Source organism: Streptomyces sp. NPDC096040 (genome assembly GCF_040303265.1).
Taxonomy (GTDB): Bacteria; Actinomycetota; Actinomycetes; order Streptomycetales; family Streptomycetaceae; genus Streptomyces.
This window is the reverse complement of sequence record NZ_JBEOTA010000010.1, coordinates 177,905-201,877: the sequence shown is the minus strand read 5'-3', so window position 1 is coordinate 201,877 and position 23,973 is coordinate 177,905. Positions and strand designations below refer to the sequence as shown.

Genomic DNA, 23,973 nt, shown 5'->3' with positions numbered 1-23,973 from the left:
ACGCGGACTCCGTCAGGGAGCGAGCCAGTGGCCCGCAGCCGCGAGCAGCGCCCGTACGCCCGTCTCGATCGTGGGCTCCGGGACGGGCGCGAAGTGCGGGGAGTGGTTGGAGGGGATCTGCGGCGGGATGCCGTCGCGGACCAGGGCCTCCATGTCGACGTCGGCGAAGAGTCTGTGGTCGGCGCCGCCGACGAACCAGAACACCGATGGCGCCCCCAGGGCCGTACCGAAGGCGCCGAAGTCCTCGCTGTTGGGGACCGGGGAGGTCAACTCGAAGGTGAGGCCCGGGAATGCGGCGGCCAGCGCGGCCTGTACGGCCTCGGTCGCCGCGGGGTCGTTGTGGGTGACCGGGAAGGAGTCGATGGGGACGATCTCCGGTTCCTTCGGGGCTGCGGAGGCGGCCGCCTCGGCCCGGACGATCCGCTCGACCGCCGCCAGCACCCGCTCCCGTACGGCCGCCGTGGTGGACCGTATGTTGATCTTCAGCTCGACGGTGTCCGGGATGATGTTCTCCTTGGTGCCGCCGTGGATCGAGCCGACCGTGACGACGGCCTGCTGCCCCGCGCCGACCTCCCGGGAGACGACGGTCTGCAGCCGCATCACCACAGCGGCGGCCAGCACCACCGGGTCGACGGTCGCCTCCGGCGTGGACCCGTGGCCGCCCCGCCCGAACAGTGTGACGCGCATGCTGTCCGCGCCCGCCATCAGCGCGCCCGCCCGGGTTCCGACGAGCCCGGCCGGCGCGGCCGCCACATGCTGGGCCAGGCAGACGTCCGGCCGCGGGAACCGCTCGGCGAACCCGTCCGCGAGCACCTTCGGCGCCCCGCCCACCTCCTCGGCCGGCTGGAACACGGCCACCACCGTCCCCCGCCAGCCGTCCCGCACCGCGGCCAGCTGCCCGGTGGCCCCCAGCAGCCAGGCCACATGCATGTCATGCCCGCACGCGTGCATCACCCCGTCGTTCTTCGAGGCGTACGGCAGCCCGGTCTCCTCGGTGACCGGCAGCGCGTCCATGTCGGCACGCAGCAGTACGACGGGCCCGTCCCCGTTGGCCAGCACCCCGACCACCCCGGTGCCGCCGACCCGCTCGGTGACTTCCCAGCCCTGTGCCCGCAGCCGCTCCGCGACCACGGACGCGGTCCGCTCCTCGGCGAAGGACAGCTCCGGATGCGCGTGCAGATCCTCGTACAGCGCCCGCAGCTCGGGGAGCTTTCCGCTCAGGCCGGTCAGGAGGGGGCTGATGCTCATGGCGTCGTCTCCAGGGGTGGGTGGCTTGCTTGCCCGTCGAGTCAAGGATCAGGATCAACCTCATGACCGAACTCCGCGCGAAAACCCTGGAAAACGACGTGAACGGCCAGCCCGTGCCACGGACACGGACTTCCCGGAGTACTCCGGCCACGCCCCACCGAACGCCTCGGGCGCCGTCTTGCCGGGGTCGGCCCCCGCCGGGGAGGATTCCGGCATGTTCGATGGACTCGACGGGCTGAAGAACCTGACGGACAAGGCGACGGACAAGGCGAAGGACATCGCCGAGGAACACGGTGACGTGATCGAGACCGGTCTGGAGAAGGCCGGCGACCTGGCCGACGAACGCACCGACGGCAAGTACACCGAGCAGATCGACACCGGCGTCTCGAAGGCGCGGCAACTGGTGCGGCGCCTCGGCGAACAGGGCTCCGAGAAACCCGCGCCCTGACCGCCACCAACTACCGCTCCGCCTACGGCTCGTCCACGGTCGGGCGGGTCCGGCCCGGCTCCGGCGGTTCGCCCAGCTTGAGCCGGGCGTGCAGGACGTCGCCGATGAACAGGTCGTAGATCAGCACCCCGATCACACCGCCGATCAGCGGGCCGACGATCGGGATCCACCAGTAGCCGCTGAACCACGCCCCGTTCCCCGGGAACGCGAAGCTCTTCCATCCGGCGAGCCAGGTGAGCAGCCGCGGTCCGAAGTCACGGGCCGGGTTGATGGCGTATCCGGCGTTCGCACCGTAGGACATGCCGATGGCGGCGACGGCCAGGCCGATGACGTACGGGCCGAGGTTGGACCCCACGGCCGTGTTGCGCAGGTCGACGACCGCCACGACGAACATGACCAGGAAGGCCGTACCGACGATCTGGTCGATCAGCGGCCCCCAGGTCCCGCCGTGGAAGTACGGCGCCGGGAAGGTGGCGAAGATCGAGAAGGTGGCCTCGGTGTGCCCGCCCACCTTCGGCGGTTTCGACACGGCGTCGAACGCGCTGATCGCGTCGTGGTACACGAGGTAGACCAGCGCGGCCCCGGTGAAGGCGCCGATCACCTGCGACACCCAGAAGGGCACCACCTTCGCCCACGGGAACTGACGGCGCACGGCGAACGCCAGCGTCACCGCCGGGTTCAGATGGGCGCCACTGACACCGCCGGCCACGTAGATGCCGAAGGTCACGGCCAAGCCCCAGCCCCAGGCGATCAGGAGCCAGTCACCGGCGGCGAGGAAGATCGTCGTGGGGGTCTCCGCACGCCCCGACCCGGGCAGCGCCGCGACGGCCATCGCCACGACACCGGCTCCGAACGAGACGAGCACGAAGGTCCCGAGAAACTCTGCCAGGCACTCACCGAGCAGGCCTCCACGGCTTCTGAGCCTGGAGGGCTTGAGGAGAGGAGGTATTTCCACAGCCATCGCTGGCCCCCTTTAGCCATCGCCGGCTCCCGGTGGGGAGCAATCAGGCCGAACACCATATTGACCCACAAATGATGTTCGCGCAGATCGGCCCATCCCGCCCGACGGGGCTACTCCTCCGCGGAATTACCGCACCTCGGGACTACCTCTCCCCGGGTTCATCCCTCAAGGTCATCGGCGTAGTGCCGGAACCCGTGCCGGTCGCGGTGCATCCCCCAGAGCATGTCGGCGAGCACGGCGGGATCCTTGCGTGCGTGCCCCACGACGATGGCCCCGGGAATGACCAGTTGCGCCACATGAATCCCCTCCCCGGCCAGCCGGTCGTGCAGCAGATGCCCATAGGCACTCTCGGCGGCGAAGGCGATGGACGTCCCGGCGCGGTCCGGATGGGGAATGACGGCCGTACCGCCGTTGACGAGGAGGATGGTCCCCCGGCCCAGCTCCCGCATCCCCGGCAGCACCTGCTGTACGGCGGCGACGGGCCCGAACACCGAGAACTCGACCGGACCGAGCAGGTCCGCGGGGGTGGTCTCCAGCACGGGCCGCATGAAGTCCGGCTGCGGCACGGGGCTGTACTGCAGGATCTCGACCGTCCCGAGTTCCTCGGCGGCCCGCTCCAGGGCACCGGCGAGGGCGCGCGGATCCCGTACGTCGGCGGAGAACCCACGGACGTCGACGCCGAGGCCGGCGAGCTCCCCGGCGAGCTCGCCGAGCCGCTGCTCGTCCCGGGCGAGCAGCGCGACACCGTACCCCTCCCGCCCGAACCGCCGGGCGACCGCGGCCCCCAGCCCCGGCCCGGCCCCCACGATGGCGATACTGCTCACGACGTGACTCCTGACGGCTGAGGCGGCGAGGTCGTACCTAGCTCCGTACCGCACCGCCCCCGACTTCACACGTGTGCGCCGGCCTCCACCCGGACGTACCTCTCGCCCGCCCGCTCTGAGGATCGTGCAAGGACGCACGAGCCTCGTTCAAGCGCCGAGTACCGCCGCTGCCCCGGCGGCCCGGCCCCCGGTGACGGCACAGCAGGACACGTCACACTGCCGTCATGCGGATATGGGTGGCGTTCATGGCGCTGGTCTTCGTGCTCGGGTCGGGTTCCGCCGTCGTCAGGGCCCGTAAGGGGCAGTGGTGGGACGCCGCTTCTGTCTTTCTGCCCATCCTCGGCATCGACCTGTCGCTGCTCGGCGGCCTGGGCTCGCAGGGCCTGGCGTTGTTCTGGGTGGGGATCGTGCTGGCCCTCGCCGGCTTCGGCGCGGAGGGCTACTCCTACTGGAGGACCCGGGGAGACAAGCAGGAGCAGGAGCAGGCGAGCCAGTGACGGGGCGCGCACAGCTTCCGTCCCGCCTCACCCGTACGGCCCCGTATGCGCTCGTGTGCGCTGAGGCGCCGGGTGAGGATGGCGGTGGCCGCGTCCGCGCTCAGCCTCCGTTCGACGCCGGGCAGGCGGCCCGGTCGTCGGCGAGGAGGAGGCACGGATGGAGGGCGGCGGCGCACACGCGGACGACGGCCCGGAACGGTCCGGCACCGAACGGTCCGAGCTGGAGGAGCTGCGGGAACGGCTGACGGCCCTGGAGAAGGAGCGGGCCCGGCGGCCACCCCGGCCCCGGCAGCACGGCAGGTCTCTCCTCGGCGCCGTGCTCCTCGTCCTCGGCTGTCTCCTCGCCCCGCTCTCCGTCGTCGCCTCGTGGGCCGCCGACGTGGTGGGCGACACCAACCGCTACGTCGCCACCGTCGCCCCGCTCGCCTCGGACCCCGCCGTGCAGAACGCCGTCGCCAACAGGGCCACCGACGCGCTGATGACCCGCCTCGACCTGCCCGCCCTGCTCGCCGACGTGACCCCCGCGGACCGGCCCCGGCTGCGACAGGCGCTCAGCGGCAGACTGGGCGGCGCGCTCGAAGGGGCCGTGCGCAGCTTCGTCCACGACCAGGCCCGGAAGGTCGCCGCGTCGGACGCCTTCAGGACCGTCTGGACCGACGCCAACCGCCGGATCCACAGCACCCTCGACAAGGCACTCACCGGCAGCGGCGGCGGCGCGGTCCAGCTGAAGAACGACAGCGTCACCCTCGACCTCGGCCCCCTCGTGGGCCGGGTCAAACAGCGGCTCGTCGACGCGGGCCTGACCCCCGCCGAGCACATCCCCGCCGTCCACACCGACTTCACCCTCGCGAGATCCGACCAGATCGGCCAGGCCAAGACCTACGTACGGCTGCTCCAACTCGCCGGGAACTGGCTGCCGGTGCCGGCCGTCCTGCTGGTCGCCGCCGGTGTACTGCTCTCGGTCCGGCGCCGCCGCGCCCTGGTCGCGGGCTGTCTCGGCGTCGCCGTCGCCACCGGAGTCCTCGGCATCGGGCTGAGCGTGTTCCGCGTGATCTATCTCGACCGGCTGCCCGCCGGCGTCTCCCCGGACGCGGCCGCCGCCGTCTACGACGCGCTGACCCACTTCCTCCGGACCACCGTGCGCATGGTCGTGGCCCTGGCCGTGGTGGTCGCCCTGGGTGCCTGGCTCACCGGGACGGGCCGGTACGCCGGCCTGGTTCGGCGGCTGTGGACGTCCGGTATCGGCGCGGTGCGCGCCACCGCCGACCACGCCGGTCTGCGCACCGGCCCGGTCGGCCCCTTCGTGAGCCGTTACCGCACCTGGATCACCTGGCTGCTGGTGGCCGTTGCGCTGCTGGTCTGTCTGCTGTGGTCGTATCCGACCGGCTGGGTGGTGGTCGGTATCGCCCTCAGCCTGCTGTTCGCGCTCGCCGTGCTGGAGTTCCTGGCGGCACGGGGACCAGGGCCCCCGCATCTCACCCACTCGGCATGACCCGGCGCGCGGGCAGGCGTCAGTCCTCCGGCGGCTGGGCCTCCATCAGCCGTTCCGCGATGTCGTCCGCCCAGGCCTGGGCCCACAGGCGGAGTTCGGTGACGGCCCGGTCGTCGAGGCCGTACGCGGCGAAAACCCGGTCGTCCATCCAGTCCGTGCCCGTCAGACGGGACTGGAGGTCCGTGAGGTCGAAGGTGTCCCGGGCGTGGCGGCGGCCCAGGTCTTCGAGGTCGGGCAGGCTCCAGCGGTCCGCGGCCGCGTGGACGACGAGCAGGTCACGGGGCAGACCGCGGTCGGTCAGCGCCCAGACCCGCATCCCGACCACGTCTTCGAGGGAGAGGGTCAGGCCGAGTTCCGTCCGGACCGGCGGATGCCAGAGGACCTCCTTGAGGAGATCGACCTCGCCGGCCTCCTCCGACACGGGGTCGGTGACGATGAGTTGGGCGGAGAGCGGGTCCGTCTCGCGCATCCGCACCTGCCAGCCGTGGTCGCGCAGGACCGCCGCGACCGTCTCGGCGATCGTCCGCATCGGCGCCGGGTGCTGGGTGGCGGCCTCCAGGGTGCGGCCGGGGCGGTCGATCAGGCCGTGGGCCTGGGCCGCGTAGTCGCCGGTCAGGGCCAGGGGGTACGCGGCGCCGGCCGACAGGAGGTCGGGCAGCAGACGGCGGTGGAGTTCGGAGATTTCGGCGTTCACGTGACGGCCGGTGTCCGGTGCGGGAGGTGGGGAACGTTCGGGAGGCGCCGGAGGTGCTGACAGTGCCGGAGGTGCGGGAGCCGGGCGGCCGAGGGAGGTGCCATGGGGGGATTATGTCCACCTCCGCTGACCCGCGGCCGCAGGTGACACCCAGAAGATGTGACCCGGGTCGCATTCGCTCACCGCGTCACAGCCGCGCCCCCTCCGAAGAAGAGGGATGGAGCCCACCCGTCCGCCGTCCGCCTGCTGCGCCCCCTCCGCCCCCTCCGCCCCCGCGAGCGCGCCCTACGCCTACGACGACACAGGCTCCGGCCTGTACACCGCCAGCGCCCAGATCACGAAGAAGTCGATGCCGATCATGATGAGGGCCCACAGCGGGGCGTAGGGCAGGAACAGGAACTGGGCGACCATGCTCAGCGCGGCCAGGAAGATACCGACCACGCGGGCCCAGCCGGGGGCGCCCTTGAGGAGGGCGGCGCCCGCGATGACACCGAGCGCGCCCAGGACCACCAGGATCCAGCCCCAGCCGGTGAGGCTGATCTTGTAGACGTAGTCGTGCACCCGGGCGTACACGTCGTCGGCGGCGATCGCGGAGATGCCCTGCAGGATGGCGAAGATGCCGTTCATCAGCAGGAGGACGCCCGCGAAGACGACTCCGCCGGTGGCCCAGCCGCTGCCCGGCGTCGGTGCCGGTGCCGGATGCGTCTGCTGTGTCATGGGTACGACGATCCGGCCGCCCTCGGCCCCCCACCACGGGGATTACTCCGAACGGGTGAGCCCGGACCCCGCGACCCCGGTCGTCACTCGCCGACCGGGCCGACGAACGTCCCCGGGTGGGTCGCGCCGTCCTGGAGGACGACGGCGCCGCCGTGCCACGGCAGGTCGTACGACGTGCGCTGGTTCGGCGCGGTGATGACGACCGTGGTCGGCGTGAACGCGGTGGAGTCGCCCTGCTTGGCGGCCAGGTAGGTGATCGTGAAGTTGGCGGACGCGCCGCTCGCCAGGGTGACCCGCTTCGGGCCGGCGTCGGTGCGCTGGAGCGACCACTGCTGACCGCTGTTGACCAGGTCGACGCCGGGGAAGCCGTAGATCGTGCAGGTGTGGCCGCTCTTGTTGGTGAGCGCCACGACGGCGTGCCTCTGGTCGCCGCCGCCGCTGCCGGTGTCCAGCCAGGAGTAGCCGAGCCCGGAGGCCTGGCAGGCGGCCACCGAGCCGCCGGAGGTCGAGGAACCGCCGGAGGAGGAACCGCCCGAGGACGAACCGCCCGAGGTGGAACCGCCCGAGGTGGAACCGCCGGTGGAGGAACTGCCGGACGCGGACGAGCCGCCGGAGGTGGACGAGCCCGACGTGCTCCCGCTGCTCCCCGAGCCGGAACCGCCGGTGGAGTCGCTGGCCGTGGAGTCGCCGGCGGCCGGAGCCGCCGTACCGCCGGCGGAGTTGACCGAGCCGGCCGCGGTACCGTTGCACGCGGTCAGCAGGGCCATCAGCGCGGCGGCGCCGGTCAGGGCGGCGGCGGACTTGCGGAGGTTGCTGCGACGGTTCGACATGGGGTCCCCCAGCGGTGGTGATCTCCCCGGCTCTCTGCCGGACACCCCATACGATGCGGCACCCAGCAGGGAAGTTCGGGGCCTGCCGTCACGGGCCGGTCGTGCTCGTGTCACTGCCGCCGTTACAAAGGCGGCCGCTCACGCCATCCAGAAGAACACCGCGGTCATCCGCTTCTCCTCCAGCGTCTTGCCGGCGTACCCGGTGGCGCTGTGCACGAGGTTGGCGTTGTAGAGGAGCAGCCGGTTGTACCTGTGCGGGACGCGGACGTCCTCCTCGAAGTGGTCGCCCGGGACGAACCGCGTCCCCAGCGCCTCGACCAGGTTGTCGTGCGGGGCCTGGACGCTGTTGCCGCCGAGCCGGCCGCCGGGCAGGCACTGGCGGTAGAAGGCGGTGCCGCAGTCCTTGGCGACACCGGGGTTGAGATACAGCACCGCCGCGTACCGGCACAGCGCCCGTGAGTCGGTGTGCGGGCGCGGCTCGCTCTCGCCCTCGCCGACGACCTGGACACAGTTGTGGTTGAGTGTGCCGCCGCCGGGCGCCTGCTGCACCCACAGTTTCCCGGCGCCGGTCGCCTGCTTCACCAGGCCTTCCACCACGGCGAGTTCGGCGGCTTCGAGGCCGGGCATGGTGCGCAGTCCGGGCCAGGTCTCCGAGGTGTACGGGTATCCCTGGACCCAGTCGTCCTTGGCCAGGCAGCGCTCCCGTACGGCGTCCACGTCCGGCAGGACGTCGTCGAACACCCAGTAGTCGCGCCCCTTGGCGGGCTTGCGGTAGGGCAGTACGGGCAGCGCGGCGGGACCCCGGCCGGGAGCGGCGCCGCGGGGAACGCGCGGGGATGGTGGCTGTGGGGGCATACGGCTAAGCTAGCCCGCGACTTTGTCATGGCCACACCTACTAGGGAAAGTCATCACCTTCCCGTGGGCAAGACATGGGAAGTCGACGCATCCGGCAGAGCAGGACCTCACAAGTTCTTTGCCAAACCAAAAGGTTTCTGGTGCCTCCTCCATCCGTATTCACCGGCGTCCGACCCCGCCCCTGCGCGGGACCCCTGACCGGCAGGAGGCACCGGTGCGCTTTTCGCGGAACGCGACGGGAACTCTCTTTGTGGGCGGAGCCCTCAGCCTGACCCTCGCGGCACTGGCCTACCCGAGCATGCTGGGCGTGAACACCGTGTCCAGCGACACCACCCGAGTGATCGCCAACACCCAGTGGGGGCCCCTGACGGAGGGCGACCGTGACTTCGTGGTGAAGGTGCGCGCGGCCGGGCTGTGGGAGTACCCCGTCGGCCAGCTCGGCCTGAAGAAGGGCCAGAGCCAGGCGGTCATCACCGCGAGCAAGCACCTGATCGACGGTCACGCGGCGCTGGACGCCAGCTGCCGCAAGATCGCGCCCATGCTGAACATCACCATCCCGAACCTGCCCTCTCCGCAGCAGCAGGGGTTCGTCAACACCCTGACCGCGGACAGCGGCAAGAAGTTCGACACGGACTTCGCCAACATCCTGCGGATCACGCACGGTTCGATCTTCAACACGATCGCCAAGATCCGCTCCACGACCCAGAACACCCTGGTGCGGATCCTGGCCGATCAGGCCAACGCCACGGTCCTCGACCACATCACGGTGATGGAGCAGACCGGCCTGGTCGACTTCCCGTCGGTCCTCTTCCAGGAGACGACCCCGCCGAAGCTGCCCGCCACCGACCTGACCCCGCCGCCCCCGGTCGCGGGCCAGCCGGAGGTCGTCCTCACCCCGCCGGTCAACAGCACCACCCAGCCGCCGTTGCTGCCGGGCGAGAACGGCAGCGGGACGGGGACCGGCACGGGAACCGGGACCGGCACGGGGACCGGGGTGACCCCGAGCCCCACCGTCGGCTGAGTCGTCAGGCGCCCAGCCACACCGTGGTGTCGGGCGGCAGCGTGCCGTCCAGCGGCAGCGGCACGCTGGCCAGCAGCACTTCGCCCGGCGGCAGCGGCACCGGTGCGTCCGACACGTTCGTGACGCACCGCCAGCCTGCCGACCGGGCGAAGTGCAGCACCCCCTCGGGCGCCTCGGCCCAGGTCAGCGTCTCGCCCTCGAGCAGCTTGCGGCGCAGCCGCAGCGCGGTGCGGTAGAGCTCCAGGGTGGAACCCGCCGTACCGGCCTGCGTCTCGACGGCGTACGACGCGAACGACTGCGGCTGCGACAACCAGGCACCGCCGGCCCCGAAGCCGTACGACGTTCCGCTCGCCGTCCACGGCAGCGGCACCCGGCAGCCGTCGCGGCCCTTGCGGGTATGGCCCGTCTGTTCCCAGATCGGGTCCTGGAGGACGGCCGCGGGCAGGTCGGCGGCCTCGGGCAGGCCGAGTTCCTCACCCTGGTAGACATACGACGATCCAGGCAGCGCCAGCATCAGCAGGGTGGCGGCGCGGGCCCGGCGGAGGCCATGCGAAGCATCGATCTCCGGCGCCCGGCCGCCGGACAGCAGCCAGGCGTTCTCGTCCGTGCCCGGCGGCAGCATCAGCCGGGAGGCGTGCCGTATGACGTCGTGGTTGGAGAGCACCCAGGTGGCGGAGGCGCCGGCCGCGCGGGCGGTGGCGAGCGAGCCGGTGATGACCTCACGGAGGGCGTCCGCGTCCCAAGGGGTCTGGAGGTACTCGAAGTTGAAGGCCTGGCCGAGTTCGTCCGGGCGGGCGTACAGGGCGCGGCGGGCGCCGGGCACCCAGGCCTCGGCGACGGCCGTGCGCGGCGGGCTGTAGGCGTCGAAGATCTTGCGCCAGTCCCGGAAGATCTCGTGCACCTCGTCGCGGTCCCAGTAGGGATGCGTGCCGGGCGGTACCCGCTCCAGCGCCTCCTCGCCGGTCGGGCCGAACTCCGCCACGTCCCGCAGCGGCTCGGTGAGATCCTTCACCAGGGCGTGTGCCACGTCGACACGGAAGCCGTCGACACCCCGGTCGGACCAGAAGCGCAGGGTGGTGCGGAAGTCGGCGCGGACCTCCTCGTGGGCCCAGTTCAGGTCGGGCTGCTCGGGGGCGAAGAGATGCAGGTACCACTCGCCGTCCGGGACCCGGTGCCAGGCGCTGCCGCCGAACACCGACTGCCAGTCGGAGGGCGGGAGTTCGCCGTGCTCGCCGCGGCCCGCCCGGAAGACATAGCGGTCGCGGGCCGCCGAACCGGGGCCCGCCAGCAGGGCCTCCTGGAACCAGGGGTGCAGATGCGAGGTGTGGTTGGGGACGATGTCGACGATCACCTTCAGGCCCAGCCGGTGCGCCTCGGCGACCATCGCGTCGAAGTCGTCCAGGGTGCCCAGGCGCGGGTCGACGTCCCGGTAGTCGGCGACGTCGTAGCCGCCGTCGGCGAGTTCGGACGGGTAGAACGGGCTGAGCCACAGGGCGTCCACGCCGAGCGTGCCCAGATGGGACAGCCGTTCGGTGACGCCCCGGATGTCACCGAGCCCGTCGCCGTCCGCGTCGGCGAAGCTGCGCGGATACACCTGGTAGATCACGGCCTGGCGCCACCAGTCGGGGTCCCGGGAGGAGAGGTCGACCACGCGCGTTCCTTTCGCTCGGGAGGGAAACCGAGAACAAGCCTGTCCAGATTGCAGAGAAAGCGAACCTTCACACCGGCCGGAGCGGATCATTCCCTGTGTGAGGGAGTTGTGATGAGCCCCGAACCTTCCTTGATTCAGGGCAGGTTGACAGGCTTCGGCGGGTCACACGACCATGGGCGCACACTGTGGCGCATGTGACCAATGGGCCCGGTGTTCTTCGCTTTTCCGCAGCCTCCGCAGCCTCCGCTGCTCGCCTCGCGACATCCACGATGGGATATCCATGTCCACAACCAGTCATGTCACCGCGCGCCGCCTGCTGGGGACGGGCCTCGCGTCATTCGCCCTGTGTGCCGCCTCCGTCGCCGGGGCGTCCGGCGCCTTCGCGCACGGCAGCCCGGGCGGTGACGGCTGGAAGTCCGGCGGCCACTACAGCCCCGGCACCGGAGCCGGTACGGAGACCGGCACCGACAAGTGCCAGTTCTCGCTCGACGGCTCGAACTTCTTCGACTCGGTGAAGGTCGACGACCAGAACCTGAAGGTCACCGACGACGGCAAGGTCCACATCAAGGTCCGCGCCGCCGCCGACGCCACCGGCTGCACCGCCTCGCTCGCCTCCTACCTCGCCCACGGCGCCACCTTCGCCACCTCGGGCCAACAGGTCTTCGTCGACTTCGACTCGGTGACCGTCAAGCAGGGCCAGACCGACTCCCTGGACATCGCGGTCCCGGACGCCGGCTGCTTCGCGCAGATCGACCTCTACCGGGGCGCGGTCAGGTTCGACGGCAAGGCGGACGCGAACGACGGCTTCGAGCACGGTGACCTGCCGGCCGGCCCGGACCACGCGGTCATCAAGGACAAGCTGATCGCATCCTGGAACGGCGGTACGAAGGACTGCGCGACCGGCGAGTCCTCCTCCCCTTCCCCGTCTCCCTCCGCCTCGGAGTCGACCCCGGCCGAGGAGACCACCCCGCCGGCCGCGAAGACCCCGTCGCCGTCGGAGAGCGAGTCGACCGGCACGGGCAGCCCGTCGGCCTCCGCCTCCGAGTCGACGACGGCACCCGCGCCGGCCCCGAGCACGAACTCCGGCGGTGGCGGTGACCTCGCCCACACCGGCGCCGACTCCAGCACCCCGCTCATCGCCGGCGGAGCGGCCGTACTGCTGGCCGGCGGCGCGGCGATCGTCGTCGCCACGCGGCGCCGGAAGACGAACCGCGCCTGACAACCCGAGGCCCCGCACAGATGTACGCCCCAGCCGCCTTGGACGGCTGCGGCGTACGTGCACGGATGCGGCTCAGTCGGTTGCCTTCGCTCTGCGGTTGCCCTGTGCGCCGACCCGAACACTCCAGCGAAGGGCACAGCAGCCGGCCTCAGGGACGCCGGGAGCCGCCCCGACAAGCGGCACGACAGCCAACCCGAGGGGCGCGGGGCTGTATCGACGTGCGGCTCCGCCGCGTGGGCGCGACCAGCCACAACGGCGCCGCACCGCTCCACCGGTTCTCGCCCCCCGAATCACTCGTTCTTGAAGTAGTGCCCCTCCTCAAGATCGGCGATCAGCCCCGCCTCAACCGGCTCCCACCCCAGCAACTCCCGTGTCCGCGCACTGCTCACCGGCACATCCATCGACACGAACGCGCCGAAGAACCCGAAGTGCTCGGCGAGCCGATCAGCCGGAACGCTCTCGACCGGCAGCCCCAGCCGGCCCCCGATCACCTCGGCGATCTCCCGCACCGCGACGCCCTCTTCGGCCGCCGCGTGCAGCTGCGCTCCCGCCGGTGCCTTCTCCAGCGCCAGCCGGTAGAGCCGGGCGAGGTCCAGCGTGTGCACGGCGGGCCACCGGTTCCCGCCGTCGCCGGGGTAGCCGGAGACGCCCGTGGTCCGGGCGATACGGATCAGCATCGGCAGGAACCCGCTCCGGTCCCGCGTGCTGTGCACGACCGGCGGGATCCCGACGACCACGGTACGCACGCCCTGGTCGGTTAGTTCACCGAGCAGCCGCCGCGTGGCGGACCGGGGATTGGCGTTGACCGTCTCTTCGATGTGTTCGTTGCCCTCCAACCCCATGCCGATGCCCACGAGGGCCTTGCCGGTGCCGGCGAGCACCTCGCCGAACGCCCGCGTCACCTCCAGGTCGGTGGCCGCGGCGCCGGGCATGTCCCCGGCGGCCATGGCGGCGTGGTCGAAGGCGAGATGGACGACGGCGTCGGCGTCGCGGGCGGCCGCCCGCAGTCCGTCCAGGTCCGTGAGGTCACCGCGGCGCACCTCGGCGCCCAGTGCCGTCACGGTGGCGGCCGAGTTGTCGGACCGGGCGAGGCCGACGACCTCATGTCCGGCCCGGAGCAGTTCGGGGATGACGGCGGAGGCGATGTGACCGCTGGCGCCGGTGACGAAGACACGCATGACAGCTCTCCCGAGAACGAGAAGAAGGTGATGTGACTCGGTACCGTCACCGTAGCACCGTGACGGTACCGAGTCACATCACTTAAGCTGTCCCCATGGCTCGATGGGAACCGAACGCGCGACAGCGACTCGTGCAGGCCGCAATCGACCTGTTCGGCGAGCAGGGCTACGACAGCACCACCGTCGCCCAGATCGCCGAGCGGGCCGGACTGACCAAGACGACCTTCTTCCGGCACTTCCCGGACAAGCGCGAGGTGCTGTTCGCGGGGCAGGAGGTGCACGGCCGCCTCCTCACGGAGGGCGTCGAGGCCGCACCGGCCCCCGCGACCCCCCTGGAGGCGGTCGCCGCGGCCCTGGACGCCCTGACCGCGTCCTTCACCCCCGAGCAGCGCGAGTTCGGCCCCCGCCTCAGCGCGGTCATCGCCGGCCACAGCGAGCTGCGGGAGCGCCTGGCCTTCAAGGAGCTCAACCTGGCGGCGACCCTGACCGACGCCCTCCGCCGGCGCGGGGTCCCCGACCCGGCCGCGGGCCTCGCCGCCGACCTGGGCATGCGCGCGTTCTCCATGGCCTTCGCCCGGTGGATCGTCCCGGAGAACGACCGCCCCTTCCCCACCCTGGCCCGCGACTCCCTCACCGAACTCCGCAAGGCAGCGGCCGCCCTCACCTGACGGCGGCCCCGTCACTCGTCCCCTCACTCGTCCCAGAGGCCGGCCCCCCGCCCCGCCACCCGCTCCTCGATCCGCCGCACCAGCTCCGCCACCGGCAACGCACCCACTCGCCGGCCGTCCCGCAGCCGTACGGCCGCCAGCCCCGCCGCGGCCTCCCGCTCGCCGATCACCGCCTGGTACGGCACCAGCCTGCCGTCGCGCACCCGCGCCCCCAGGCTCCCCTGCCCGGGACCGGCGACCTCGGCCCGCAGCCCGCCCGCGACCGCCGCCGCGGCCAGCGCCTCCGCCCGCGCCAGCTGCGCCTCGGCGACCGGCAGGACAAGGAGTTGCACCGGCGCCAGCCAGGCCGGGAAGGCCCCGCCGTGCGCCTCAAGGAGATGCGCGACGACCCGCTCCACACTCCCGATCACACTCCGGTGCACCATCACCGGCCGGTGCCTGCCGCCGTCCGCCCCGACGTACCGTAGATCGAACCGCTCCGGCTGGTGGAAGTCGATCTGCACGGTCGACAGGGTCGACTCCCGTCCCACCGGGTCCGCGATCTGTACGTCGATCTTCGGCCCGTAGAACGCGGCCTCCCCCTCTGCCTCCTCGTACGCCACGCCCGCCCCGTCCAGCACCTCCCGCAGCAACACGGTGGCCCGCCGCCACAACTCCGGGTCGGCGACGTACTTTCCGCCCTCACCGGGCAGCGACAGCCGATGCCGTACGGCGCTGATCCCGAGATCGGCGTAGGCGCGCCCGATCAACTCCAATGCGGCACGCGCCTCTTCGACGGCCTGGTCCAGGGTGCAGAAGATGTGCGCGTCGTTGAGCTGGATGGCCCGCACCCGGGTGAGCCCGCCGAGGACACCGGACATCTCGGCCCGGTGCATGGCCCCCAACTCGGCGATCCGCAACGGCAGTTCCCGGTAACTACGCGCACGGGACCGATAGATCAGCGCGTGATGCGGACACAGACTCGGCCGCAGCACGACCTCCTCCGCCCCCACCCGCATGGCCGGGTACATGTCCTCGCGGTAGTGCGCCCAGTGCCCGGAGATCTCGTACAGCTCCCGTTTGCCGAGAACGGGCGAGTACACATGCCGGTACCCGGCCCGGCGTTCCACGTCCCGGACGTACTCCTCCAGGGTGTGCCGTACGACCGCCCCGTCAGGCAGCCAGTAGGGCAGACCCGCCCCCATCATCGGATCGGTGTCGAACAGGGCGAGTTCACGGCCGAGTCGGCGGTGGTCGTGCATGGCGGATCTCCTCCGTCAGAGAGGCGAACGACCCGCGACACGACAAAGCCCCGGGGCATTCACCCCGGGGCTTCGGACAGGTCAGATGTCAGCGCGCCGGGACGATCTCCGGCGTCGTCGTGCGGGACGGACACGGCAGGGCGCGCTTCATGCCGTCGACGGTAACAACACGACCGGACGGCCGGCGAAGGGATTTCCAGCACCAGACGCCCACAGCATCGGAGCAAGCTCGGATCGAACTCGTCGAGAAGGGGTGCCCTCCCCAACAGCGGAAGAGCACCCCAAGGACGGTCAGCGGTGGTCCTAGCGGCCGTGACCCCAGCGGCCGTCATGGTCGTCGCGGTCGTGACCCCAACGGCCGTCACGGTCGTCGCGGCCGTGACCCCAACGGCCGTCACGGTCGTCGCGGCCGTGACCCCAGCGGCCGTCACGGTCGTCGCGGCCGTGACCCCCGCGGCCGTCGCGGTCGCCGGGTCTGTGGTCGTCACCGCGGTGGTGACCACGGTCGTGCGTGGCATGAGATACCGCCGAAGGCGCGGCGGCGGCGCTGGCGCCGGTGGCGCCGCCCACCAGGACGGCGGCCGCGACACCCAGCGCGGCGGCAAAACGGGAAACCCGCATTCCGTGCTCCTTTCACGGCAGGCGCCCAATGCGCCTGCCCGGGTCGGACCCATGCATGTTCACGCCCTAAATGCCCCATTACGTCCGACTCGCCGTCAAAGGCACCTCATGTAACCAAAATGCGTTGAACCGGGAACCGACGCCTGGTGTGTCGGCGTCACGCGGGCGCGTACGGGGGGGGCTCCGCCGTCCACCAGGGCGAACCGGGTGGGCCCTCACCCGGACGGACCGGCGCAGTGGTACGTCGGCGTCATTGGTGATGGCGTGATCTCACGCGTCCCACCGCTCCTGTCCCCGGGAGGCCCCGCCATGAGAGTCACCGTCTCCGGTCTTGCCGTGGTCGGCCTGCTCGCCGTCTCCGCATGTGCGGCCGGGCGTCCGCCGGGAGCGTCCGCTCCCGAAGCCTCCCCGGCGGCCGCCGCCGAGCGCGCCGCCCCCGCCAGCCCGGCCGCCTCGCCCGGCACCCCGGCGCTCACCCCCGAGCAGGCCCAGTCCGCGCTGATCGGCGAGGCCGACCTGGGAGTGCCGTGGACGGCGAGCAGCGGCACCGCCACCTGGCACGATGGCCTGCTCAAGGCCGTCACCGGGCAACCCGACTGCCAGCGCCTGCTCGAGGCCCTCTACACCGACGAACTGCTCCAACCGGCCGGCCCGCAGGCCGTCACCACTCTCGACGACGGCGACGACAACGCCCAACTCCGCTACCAGGTCTACGCGAGCCGCGCCGCCGACGTGAACCGGACCCTGGCCTGGCTGCGGGCGCTGCCCGGCACCTGCGGGCAGTTCTCGGCGCAGACGACCGCGGCCGGGACCGAGACCGTCCAGGTCGCAGACTCCGGGCTGACGGACCTCGGCGACGCACGGCAGGGGTTGCGGGTCGCCCTCACCGCGAAGTCCTCCCCGGACGACGACCCCACCACCCTCACCGTCGACATCGTCGTCGTCCGGGTCGGCGACGACGCGATCGTCCTCACCGCCGGCGCCCTCGGCACCCTCCCGCCGGACGCCACCCGGCAGGCCCTCGACATCGGCGTCCAACGGCTGGCCCACGTACGGGAACAGGGGCACGCGCAGGCCTAGGGCCTGCGAGAGCCCGAAGGGCAGGGGAGGATCGCGTCGACGTAACCGCCGTCCGTCATGGGGGGCACGACCCAACCGCGTGATCCGAACGGGCTACGGCTTCTCGTAGGGATCCGACGGCTGCTTCACCGTGCGCGTCGACTTAGCGTCAAGCACCGGCGGCCACGCCGCGTCCGAGCCCAGCTTGCCCTTCGGGTGCCAGGTGCCGGTGACGGTGACCCAGGTGTCGGTGACCGGCGCGTCCTCGCCCCTGATCTCCACCTTGCTGGTGGTGGCGTCGGCGGCGCAGCAGGTGACCATGAGCCGGGTCAGGTACCAGGTGCCGTCGGAGCCGTGGGTGACGAAGCCCGTCATGCGGACCGTACGGCCCTTCAGCGAGCGCCCGCTGTCGTAGATCGCCCGGGAGCTGAACTCGGCGAGCGTCAGCGGCACGGGGTTCCCGGCGGGCAGCGCCGGGAAGGCCCCGGCCCCCTGTGCCGCCCGTTGCGCCGCCTCGCGCCCGGCGCTGTACGAACCGAGCGCGGGCGGCGGGAACAGGAGCAGGGCCAGGGCGGGGAGGGTGAGCAGCCAGGCGATCCGGGGGCCGTGGTTGTGGTGGTGATGGCCGTCTTCGTGCACCGTACGGCTCCTCAGTACCGCCGTCGTGATGCCCAGCAGGATCAGGACGGTCCCGGAGGTGATCAGGTACGGGCGCAGGGACACCTGGACGTACCGCAGGTACAGGTCACTGAAGAGGGTGATCCGCAGGGCCGCCGCGCCGACCAGGCAGAGCAGGACCGGTCCGCCGTAACGCCTCACAGCAGCCACCAGCCCACCAGGACGGACGATGACAGCGCCACCAGCCAGGTCGCGGAGGAGAAGCGGAGCGCGAAGCCGCGCCCGAAGGTGCCGGCCTGGAGGGCGATCAGCTTCAGGTCGACCATCGGGCCCACCACCATGAACGCCAGCCTCGCCGTGGCCGGGAAGGCGCCGAGGGAGGCGGCCACGAAGGCGTCGGCCTCGCTGCACACGCACAGCACGACGGCGAGCAGGGCGAGCAGGGGAACGGCCGTCCACGCGGAGCCCGTGAAGACGTCCAGGACCGATCTGGGTACGGCGATGTTGAAGGTCGCCGCGGCCGCCGCGCCCAGCACCAGGAAGCCGCCGGCGTGCAGGAAGTCGTGCTGGAGGCCGGTGACGAAGGCGCGGGGGCCGGTGGCGTGGGACTCCCCGGTACGGCGGGGTGGCCGCAGCCATTCGTCGCGGCCGAACCGCGCCCACAGCCAGCCCATCACCAGCGCCGTGCCGAGGGAGGCGAGCAGCCGGGCCAGGACCATCTTCGGCCGGCCGGGGAACGCGATCGAGGTCGCCACCAGCACCACCGGGTTGATCGCGGGCGCGGACAGGAGGAAGGCGAGGGCCGCGGCCGGGGCGACCCCGCGGCGCATCAGGCTGCCGGCGACGGGGACGGACGCGCACTCGCAGCCCGGCAGTATCACGCCCGCGGCCCCCGCCACGGGAACGGCGAGGGCCTGGTTGCGGGGGAGGAGGCGGGTGAAGACACGCTCCGGGACGAAGGCGCCGATCGCCGCGGAGACGACGGTGCCGAGGAGGAGGAAGGGGACGCCCTGCACGGCTACCGCCGTGAACACCGTCCACCAGGCGGCGACCGGCGGGGTGTAGAGGTCGAGGGCGAGGGTGGGGCCCAGGACGGAGACGACGGTTGCTATGGCCAGAAGGGCGGTGCCGCCCAGGACGGCGTAGACGAGGGCGCGGATGAGGAGGCGCAGGGCGTCGGTTGCCGTCCGTTCGTTGTGCACCCCCCGGACGCTACCGAGGGTGTCTGTGGGGTGGGGGTCAGTTGACAGAGAGAAGCCTGTGTGTCGGCTGCGGGCGGGTGGGGGCTGGTCGCGCAGTTCCCCGCGCCCCTATCGGGGCGCTACCACCTGACCGCCGATGACCGTGTGCGTCGGGTTCAGGTCCCGCAGTTCTTCGCCGAGTGCCTTGGCGGGATCCCGGTCCCAGACCGTGAAGTCCGCCGGCCGCCCCGGTGTCAGTGTGCCGCGCAGGTGTTCCTCTCCGGTCAGGCGGGCCGCGTTGACGGTGTGCAGGAGGGCGGCCTCGTCGTACGAGATCGCGTGCTCGGGGCCCTTCACGCCGATCACCGTCTGCCTCGTCGTCAGGCCCCACACCGAGCGCATCGCGCCGAACCGGCCGACCGGAGGTCGGAGCCCGCGCTGACCTGGGCGCCCAGGTCGACCCAGCCGCAGGCCGGGAGGAGGCGGGCGACACGTTCCGGGCCCCAGAAGCCCTCCTCCACCTCGGCGGTGTCGTGCAGCAGCGGCTGCTGGATGGTGACGGGGATGCCGAGGGCGACGGCGCGGGCGCGCTGCTCGGGGCCGGCGAGGCCGCCGTGCTCCATGACCAGGGAGCCGGCGGGCAGGCCGGGGACGTTGTCCTGGACGCGTTCGTAGACGTCGAGGAGGGTGCGGACCGCGCGGTCGCCGTAGGCCCTACAGCGGCGGCTGTGCCGGAGCCGGGCCCAGGGTCGTGGTGCCGGGGGCCGTACGGTGGCCGAGGCCGGTGCGGTACGCGTCCAGGGCCGCCTCCACCCGGCCGGTGCGGCGCAGCAGGTCCCCCAGCAGCCGGCACAGGTCGGCCAGGTCGCCGGCCGCGCCCGCCCGCTCCAGCAGGCTCAGAGCGCGGACGTAGTGCTCCTCGGCCGCCTCCGTCTCCCGGGCGTCCTCGGCGATGATGCCGAGCAGACGGTGCGCGGCGGCCGCGTGGACCGCGCCGCGCTCGGAGGAGAAGTCGCCCAGTACGTCGTGCAGCAGCGCGGCGGCCTCGTCGGACTTGTCCCGGCGGTGCAGTACGTCGGCCAGCTCGACGGCCGCCTGGCTGCGGTACAGGGCCGCCCGGGTCTCCGACAGCATCGCCAGGGCCTCCCGCAACTCCCTCTCCGCGTACTCCAGTTCGCCGTTCTGGGCGTAGACGTAGCCGCGCATCCAGTGGCAGTTGGCGAGTTCGGTGCGGAGCTGGAGCTGGCGGTACAGCTCGGCGGCCTTGGCCAGGGAGGCGTCGGCCTCGGCAACCCGGCCCTCGGCGAGCAGGGTACGGGCGACGGAGCGGTGCATCCGGGCGATCAGCGCGGGGTCGCCGGCCTGCGGGGCGAGGGCGAGGGCGAGTTCGGCGGCCTGGGCGGCGCGGGCATGGGCGCCCATGTCCATGTACGGGCCGATGGCGGAGGCGTACAGCAGCAGAAGCGCGTCCGGGTCGTGCAGCCCGCCCCGGTTCAGTTCGTCGAGCGTGGTCTCCAGCAGGTAGACGGCATAACGGAGTTCACCGGCCAGGTAGTGGCTGACGGCCCGGCCGCGGATCGCCGGGACGCGCAACGGCAGCGGCTCGTCCGCCATCCACAGCTCGGCCCGCTCGAAGAACTCCCTCGCCTGCCCCAGCTCACCGGTGTCCAGGGCACATTCGCCCATCCCGAGCAGCGCGGTGGCCTGCTCGACCGCGAGCCCGTGCGCCTCCGCCTCCTCGAACAGCACGGCGTACTGGGCGGCGGCCTCCTCGGCCTCGCCCGTGGCCAGGGTGCGCTGTGCCTCGGTGAGCCGCAGCCTGAGGTCGGTGGCGAGGTGGGCGGGGCGCCCGCTGGCCAGTTCGTCGTAGCCGACGCCCAGCCGCCCGGCGATGTGCCGCAGCGCCTCGTCGGAGGCCCGCACCCGCCCCGCCTCCAGCGTGGAGATGTAGGCCGGTGAGTAGGCCGGTTCGGCCAACTGTCTCTGGGTCAGCCCCCGTTCGGTGCGCAGCTGCTGCACCCGCCGCCCGATGGTTTCCGGATCGTCCCGTTCCTGCATTCTGTCACTCCCCCCAACTCCCCCTGGGCCCCTTGCCGTTGAGCTCCGTCAGCCCCTAGGTTAAACCGCGTATTAAACATGCTTAACACGCCGCTGTTGTTGCGAGGTCGCCGTGTCCGGACGCACATCCGCACGCCCCACCGCACGTTACTTCAGGAGCGTCGCCGCCGCGGTGCTTGCCGTGGCCGCGCTCATCACGGCCGCCAACGCCGGCCCGGCCAGAGCGACGGACGACTCCCCCGGTTCCCCCGCTCCGGCCGCGGCCCGGCACGCCAGCCGCTAGGAGCCCGAACACACCTTCCGGTAGGGCACATCCGGCAGATACGTCTGCCACAGCTCCCGTGTCGGACCGGTGCCGCCCGCTCGTGCGCAGACCGCCGACTCGGCCCGCGCGGGGTCGACGACGTACCGCTGGAGCGGGACGTGGGCGCTGCCCGCGTACACCGTCGTGCCGTCCGCGCCGAAGGCGAGGGAGTCGACGGCCTCGCCGGGGGTGGTCAGGGGGCCGCCGAGGGGCTGCTGGGTGGCCACGTCCCACAGTTGCAGGCTGCCCGCCGCGCCGCCGACCGCCAGGGTGCGGCCGTCGGGGCTGAGGGCGAGGACAGTCACGCCCTCCGGGTCGATCACCGGCGGCTGCCACAGCGGCCACCTCGACCGGGCCAACAAGGCCCGGCCGTCCGCGGTCCCGCGTTCTGACCCAGGACGGGCCACCTGCCGCGGCCGCCGACGCCACCCCTCCCCCAGGCCGTCGGCGGCCGCTTCCCGTCCGGGAATCCCCGGTGCTGATTGTCAGTGGCATGACCTAGTCTTCGTTCCATCGCCACACGCGGCACACAGAGCACGCACATGTCCCAAGTCGCGTTCCGTGGCGCCCACTTCATTCGATCCGGGGGGTTCGAATCAGCGTGCGTATGCGCACCCGCACCGTCACGGCCGCCACCACCCTGGCGGTCCTCTTCAGCTCCGCGGCCCTGGCCGCCACCACACCGGCCTTCGCCGACACCAGCGGCCTGCTGCCGATCAGGTCGACCGGTGACATCGTCGTCGACGGCGCCCACCAGCAGGTCTTCGTCAGCGACCCGAGCAACGGCAAGATCGTCGTCACCGACTACTCGGGCAATGTGCTCAAGCAGCTCACCACCAACCTCTCGGGCGTCACCGGCCTGGAGCTGTCCGCCGACTCGGCCACCCTCTACGCGGCCGTACGGGACATGGACGCCGTCGCCGTCATCGACACCGCGACGGACACCGAGACCACCCGCTACACGGTCGGCGACAAGCCTCGGAGCATCGCCCTCGCGGCCGGCAAGCTGTGGTTCGGCTACGGCGGTGACGTCGAGGGCAACATCGGCTCCGTCGACCTGACCGGCGACCACCAGGTCACCCTGGGCCAGGACAACAGCTGGTACTCGGCGCCCGTCCTCGACGCGGCACCGGGCACCGACATCCTGGTCGCGGGCGACGCCGACTCCAGCCCCGCCTCGCTGACCTCCTACGACGTCTCCTCGGGCACCGCGAAGCAGCTGGCCCACATCCGCACCGACGGCAGCGACGTCAGCGACCTCCAGGTCACCCCCGACGGCAAGGACGTCGTGGTGGCGAGCGGAGCGCCGTACTACCACCAGATCTACAAGACGTCCGACCTCAACGAGGACGGCAAGTACACCAGCACCGCCTACCCGAACGCGGTCGCCATCGCGCCCGACGGCACGGTCGCGGCCGGCAGCTTCGCCTGGTACGACCCGGACGTCTACATCTTCCACCCGGGCAGCAGCGAGGCCGTCCGCTCGTACGACTTCCCCAACACCGGTACCTCCAGCGGCGCCGACACCCTCGCAGCCGGCGGGCTGGCCTGGGCACCGGACGGCTCCCGCCTGTTCGCGGTGACCTCCAACAGCGCGGACGTGTACTCCCTGCGCGAGTACGACACCCCGGGCCGGGCGGCCACCACCGTCACGGTGAACGCCCCGGCGACGGCGACCCGCGCCAAGCAGCTCACCGTCACCGGCACGGCCACCTCGACGGCCGCGCTCCCGGCCGGCACCCAGCTCGCGGTCACCCGCACCGACCTGGAGTCCCCGAACGGCAAGGCGCTGCCCGCCGTCACCGTCAAGGCCGACGGCACCTACTCCTTCACCGACACCCCGCCGGCCGGCGGCAAGGTGACGTACCAGGTCTCCTACGCGGGCGACGCCGAGCACACGGCCGCCTCCGGCAAGGACACGGTGGACGTCTCCCGAGCCAAGCCGACGCTGACGCTGAACAACAACGGCAAGGTGTACTCGTACGGGCAGGACGTGAAGTTCACGGCCCATCTCGGTACGACGTACAAGAACCGCACGGTGGAGATCTGGGCCGACCCGTTCGGCTCGGACAAGCCCAACAAACTGGTCAAGTCCGGCAAGGTCGACTCCCACGGCAACCTGTCCGTCACCCTCGACCTCAAGCGTGACACCAAGGTCACCGCGAAGTTCACGGGCGACGCACGCTGGGCCCCGCGGTCGGTGTCCAGCTCGGTGGGCGCGAAGGTCGCCATCTCCATGACGGTCGACCGCCAGTACAGGACGAAGACCGCATGGGGCCAGAAGTACTACGTCTTCCGCAAGACCAAGAACCCGCTGTTCACGACCAAGATGGCCTACTACAGCGGCCGTTCGCAGCGGTTCGACTTCCAGGTCTACTACCAGGGCAAGTGGCACGCGGACGACTCGCAGTACTTCAAGCTCGCCACCAGCGGCGTCTCCCCGGTCGAGGTGACCGGCAACCACAAGGAGGACGTCGGCCGGCGCTTCCGCGTCCGCTCCGACTACATCAACGGCACGTCCGGCGACACCGTCAACTCCACGACCTACGGCGCGTGGAAGTACTTCACCTTCACGAGCTAGTACGGGT

General features: G+C 71.8%; 26 protein-coding genes. 9 read left to right on the top strand and 17 right to left on the bottom strand.

The window, feature by feature from the left end; genetic code table 11:
- Nucleotides 1-12: 12 nt before the first annotated feature.
- Entirely contained in the window at nt 13-1,248 is a 1,236-nt protein-coding gene (locus tag ABTY98_RS16010) for an amidohydrolase (RefSeq protein ID WP_352221509.1), read from the bottom strand.
- A gap of 214 nt (nt 1,249-1,462) precedes the next feature.
- Here ABTY98_RS16010 and ABTY98_RS16005 point away from each other — a divergent pair, with 214 nt between their 5' ends.
- Nucleotides 1,463-1,696, top strand: a complete 234-nt coding sequence (locus ABTY98_RS16005) for an antitoxin (protein ID WP_352221508.1) — start codon at nt 1,463-1,465, stop codon at nt 1,694-1,696.
- Nucleotides 1,697-1,718: 22 nt separating this feature from the next.
- On the opposite strand, the gene ABTY98_RS16000 is transcribed toward ABTY98_RS16005, so the two are convergent.
- Both ABTY98_RS16000 and ABTY98_RS15995 read right to left on the bottom strand, forming a co-directional pair.
- Nucleotides 1,719-2,657: an MIP/aquaporin family protein gene (locus ABTY98_RS16000; protein ID WP_352221507.1), complete on the bottom strand. Its 939-nt coding sequence runs from the start codon at nt 2,655-2,657 to the stop codon at nt 1,719-1,721.
- A gap of 158 nt (nt 2,658-2,815) precedes the next feature.
- Nucleotides 2,816-3,481, bottom strand: coding sequence for an SDR family NAD(P)-dependent oxidoreductase (locus ABTY98_RS15995; protein WP_352221506.1), 666 nt, complete (start codon nt 3,479-3,481; stop codon nt 2,816-2,818).
- 224 nt (nt 3,482-3,705) lie between these two features.
- Here ABTY98_RS15995 and ABTY98_RS15990 point away from each other — a divergent pair, with 224 nt between their 5' ends.
- On the top strand, nt 3,706-3,978 hold the full coding sequence (locus ABTY98_RS15990) for a hypothetical protein (protein WP_352221505.1): 273 nt from the start codon (nt 3,706-3,708) through the stop codon (nt 3,976-3,978).
- 157 nt (nt 3,979-4,135) lie between these two features.
- Entirely contained in the window at nt 4,136-5,470 is a 1,335-nt protein-coding gene (locus tag ABTY98_RS15985) for a hypothetical protein (protein WP_352221504.1), read from the top strand.
- Nucleotides 5,471-5,489: 19 nt separating this feature from the next.
- On the opposite strand, the gene ABTY98_RS15980 is transcribed toward ABTY98_RS15985, so the two are convergent.
- The 4 genes from ABTY98_RS15980 to ABTY98_RS15965 form a co-directional block, all read right to left on the bottom strand.
- Complete coding sequence (locus tag ABTY98_RS15980) at nt 5,490-6,164, bottom strand: hypothetical protein (RefSeq protein ID WP_502994234.1); 675 nt, start codon at nt 6,162-6,164, stop codon at nt 5,490-5,492.
- 291 nt (nt 6,165-6,455) lie between these two features.
- Nucleotides 6,456-6,881, bottom strand: a complete 426-nt coding sequence (locus tag ABTY98_RS15975) for a DUF7144 family membrane protein (protein WP_352221503.1) — start codon at nt 6,879-6,881, stop codon at nt 6,456-6,458.
- An 83-nt stretch (nt 6,882-6,964) separates the two neighbouring features.
- Entirely contained in the window at nt 6,965-7,711 is a 747-nt protein-coding gene (locus ABTY98_RS15970) for a DUF4232 domain-containing protein (protein ID WP_352221502.1), read from the bottom strand.
- A 138-nt stretch (nt 7,712-7,849) separates the two neighbouring features.
- A complete protein-coding gene (locus ABTY98_RS15965) occupies nt 7,850-8,566 on the bottom strand; it encodes a DUF6445 family protein (protein ID WP_352221501.1) in 717 nt (238 codons plus the stop codon).
- A 250-nt stretch (nt 8,567-8,816) separates the two neighbouring features.
- On the opposite strand from ABTY98_RS15965, the gene ABTY98_RS15960 reads away from it, so the two are divergent.
- Entirely contained in the window at nt 8,817-9,587 is a 771-nt protein-coding gene (locus ABTY98_RS15960) for a DUF4142 domain-containing protein (RefSeq protein ID WP_352221500.1), read from the top strand.
- Nucleotides 9,588-9,591: 4 nt separating this feature from the next.
- Here the strand turns inward: ABTY98_RS15960 and ABTY98_RS15955 are convergent, their stop codons facing one another.
- Nucleotides 9,592-11,238 carry a glycoside hydrolase family 13 protein gene (locus ABTY98_RS15955; RefSeq protein ID WP_352221499.1) on the bottom strand — a complete coding sequence of 549 codons (1,647 nt, stop codon included), beginning with the start codon at nt 11,236-11,238 and terminating at the stop codon, nt 9,592-9,594.
- 280 nt (nt 11,239-11,518) lie between these two features.
- On the opposite strand from ABTY98_RS15955, the gene ABTY98_RS15950 reads away from it, so the two are divergent.
- On the top strand, nt 11,519-12,457 hold the full coding sequence (locus ABTY98_RS15950) for an LAETG motif-containing sortase-dependent surface protein (RefSeq protein ID WP_352221498.1): 939 nt from the start codon (nt 11,519-11,521) through the stop codon (nt 12,455-12,457).
- A gap of 290 nt (nt 12,458-12,747) precedes the next feature.
- Here ABTY98_RS15950 and ABTY98_RS15945 read toward each other — a convergent pair whose 3' ends face one another.
- Nucleotides 12,748-13,635, bottom strand: a complete 888-nt coding sequence (locus ABTY98_RS15945) for an SDR family oxidoreductase (RefSeq protein WP_352221497.1) — start codon at nt 13,633-13,635, stop codon at nt 12,748-12,750.
- 95 nt (nt 13,636-13,730) lie between these two features.
- On the opposite strand from ABTY98_RS15945, the gene ABTY98_RS15940 reads away from it, so the two are divergent.
- Nucleotides 13,731-14,303: a TetR/AcrR family transcriptional regulator gene (locus ABTY98_RS15940; protein ID WP_352221496.1), complete on the top strand. Its 573-nt coding sequence runs from the start codon at nt 13,731-13,733 to the stop codon at nt 14,301-14,303.
- Between the two features lie 23 nt (nt 14,304-14,326).
- Here the strand turns inward: ABTY98_RS15940 and thrS are convergent, their stop codons facing one another.
- Both thrS and ABTY98_RS15930 read right to left on the bottom strand, forming a co-directional pair.
- Entirely contained in the window at nt 14,327-15,544 is a 1,218-nt protein-coding gene (thrS, locus tag ABTY98_RS15935) for a threonine--tRNA ligase (RefSeq protein WP_352221495.1), read from the bottom strand.
- A 303-nt stretch (nt 15,545-15,847) separates the two neighbouring features.
- Nucleotides 15,848-16,165 (bottom strand): hypothetical protein, encoded by a 318-nt coding sequence (locus ABTY98_RS15930; protein WP_352221494.1) that lies wholly within the window; start codon nt 16,163-16,165, stop codon nt 15,848-15,850.
- 309 nt (nt 16,166-16,474) lie between these two features.
- On the opposite strand from ABTY98_RS15930, the gene ABTY98_RS15925 reads away from it, so the two are divergent.
- Nucleotides 16,475-17,245 (top strand): hypothetical protein, encoded by a 771-nt coding sequence (locus ABTY98_RS15925; RefSeq protein ID WP_352221493.1) that lies wholly within the window; start codon nt 16,475-16,477, stop codon nt 17,243-17,245.
- Between the two features lie 93 nt (nt 17,246-17,338).
- Here the strand turns inward: ABTY98_RS15925 and ABTY98_RS15920 are convergent, their stop codons facing one another.
- The 5 genes from ABTY98_RS15920 to ABTY98_RS15900 all read right to left on the bottom strand — a co-directional run bounded on the left by ABTY98_RS15920 (nt 17,339) and on the right by ABTY98_RS15900 (nt 21,081).
- Nucleotides 17,339-18,043 (bottom strand): TIGR03943 family putative permease subunit, encoded by a 705-nt coding sequence (locus ABTY98_RS15920; protein ID WP_352221590.1) that lies wholly within the window; start codon nt 18,041-18,043, stop codon nt 17,339-17,341.
- Nucleotides 18,040-19,044, bottom strand: a complete 1,005-nt coding sequence (locus tag ABTY98_RS15915) for a permease (protein ID WP_352221492.1) — start codon at nt 19,042-19,044, stop codon at nt 18,040-18,042. The genes ABTY98_RS15920 and ABTY98_RS15915 overlap by 4 nt, the downstream gene beginning before the upstream one ends.
- Nucleotides 19,045-19,152: 108 nt before the next feature.
- Entirely contained in the window at nt 19,153-19,389 is a 237-nt protein-coding gene (locus tag ABTY98_RS15910; RefSeq protein WP_352221491.1) for an amidohydrolase family protein, read from the bottom strand.
- Nucleotides 19,390-19,403: 14 nt separating this feature from the next.
- Nucleotides 19,404-19,646 carry a hypothetical protein gene (locus ABTY98_RS15905; protein ID WP_352221490.1) on the bottom strand — a complete coding sequence of 81 codons (243 nt, stop codon included), beginning with the start codon at nt 19,644-19,646 and terminating at the stop codon, nt 19,404-19,406.
- 91 nt (nt 19,647-19,737) lie between these two features.
- A complete protein-coding gene (locus ABTY98_RS15900; RefSeq protein ID WP_352221489.1) occupies nt 19,738-21,081 on the bottom strand; it encodes a helix-turn-helix domain-containing protein in 1,344 nt (447 codons plus the stop codon).
- Nucleotides 21,082-21,193: 112 nt separating this feature from the next.
- On the opposite strand from ABTY98_RS15900, the gene ABTY98_RS15895 reads away from it, so the two are divergent.
- On the top strand, nt 21,194-21,364 hold the full coding sequence (locus ABTY98_RS15895) for a hypothetical protein (RefSeq protein ID WP_352221488.1): 171 nt from the start codon (nt 21,194-21,196) through the stop codon (nt 21,362-21,364).
- On the opposite strand, the gene ABTY98_RS15890 is transcribed toward ABTY98_RS15895, so the two are convergent.
- The gene (locus ABTY98_RS15890; RefSeq protein WP_502994233.1) at nt 21,361-21,708 is read right to left on the bottom strand and encodes a WD40 repeat domain-containing protein; all 348 of its coding nucleotides are present in this window, start codon (nt 21,706-21,708) and stop codon (nt 21,361-21,363) included. The two genes, ABTY98_RS15895 and ABTY98_RS15890, sit on opposite strands and share 4 nt — an antisense overlap.
- 284 nt (nt 21,709-21,992) lie before the next feature.
- Between ABTY98_RS15890 and ABTY98_RS15885 the strand changes: the two genes are divergently transcribed.
- On the top strand, nt 21,993-23,966 hold the full coding sequence (locus tag ABTY98_RS15885; RefSeq protein ID WP_352221487.1) for an Ig-like domain repeat protein: 1,974 nt from the start codon (nt 21,993-21,995) through the stop codon (nt 23,964-23,966).
- Nucleotides 23,967-23,973: the final 7 nt, after the last annotated feature.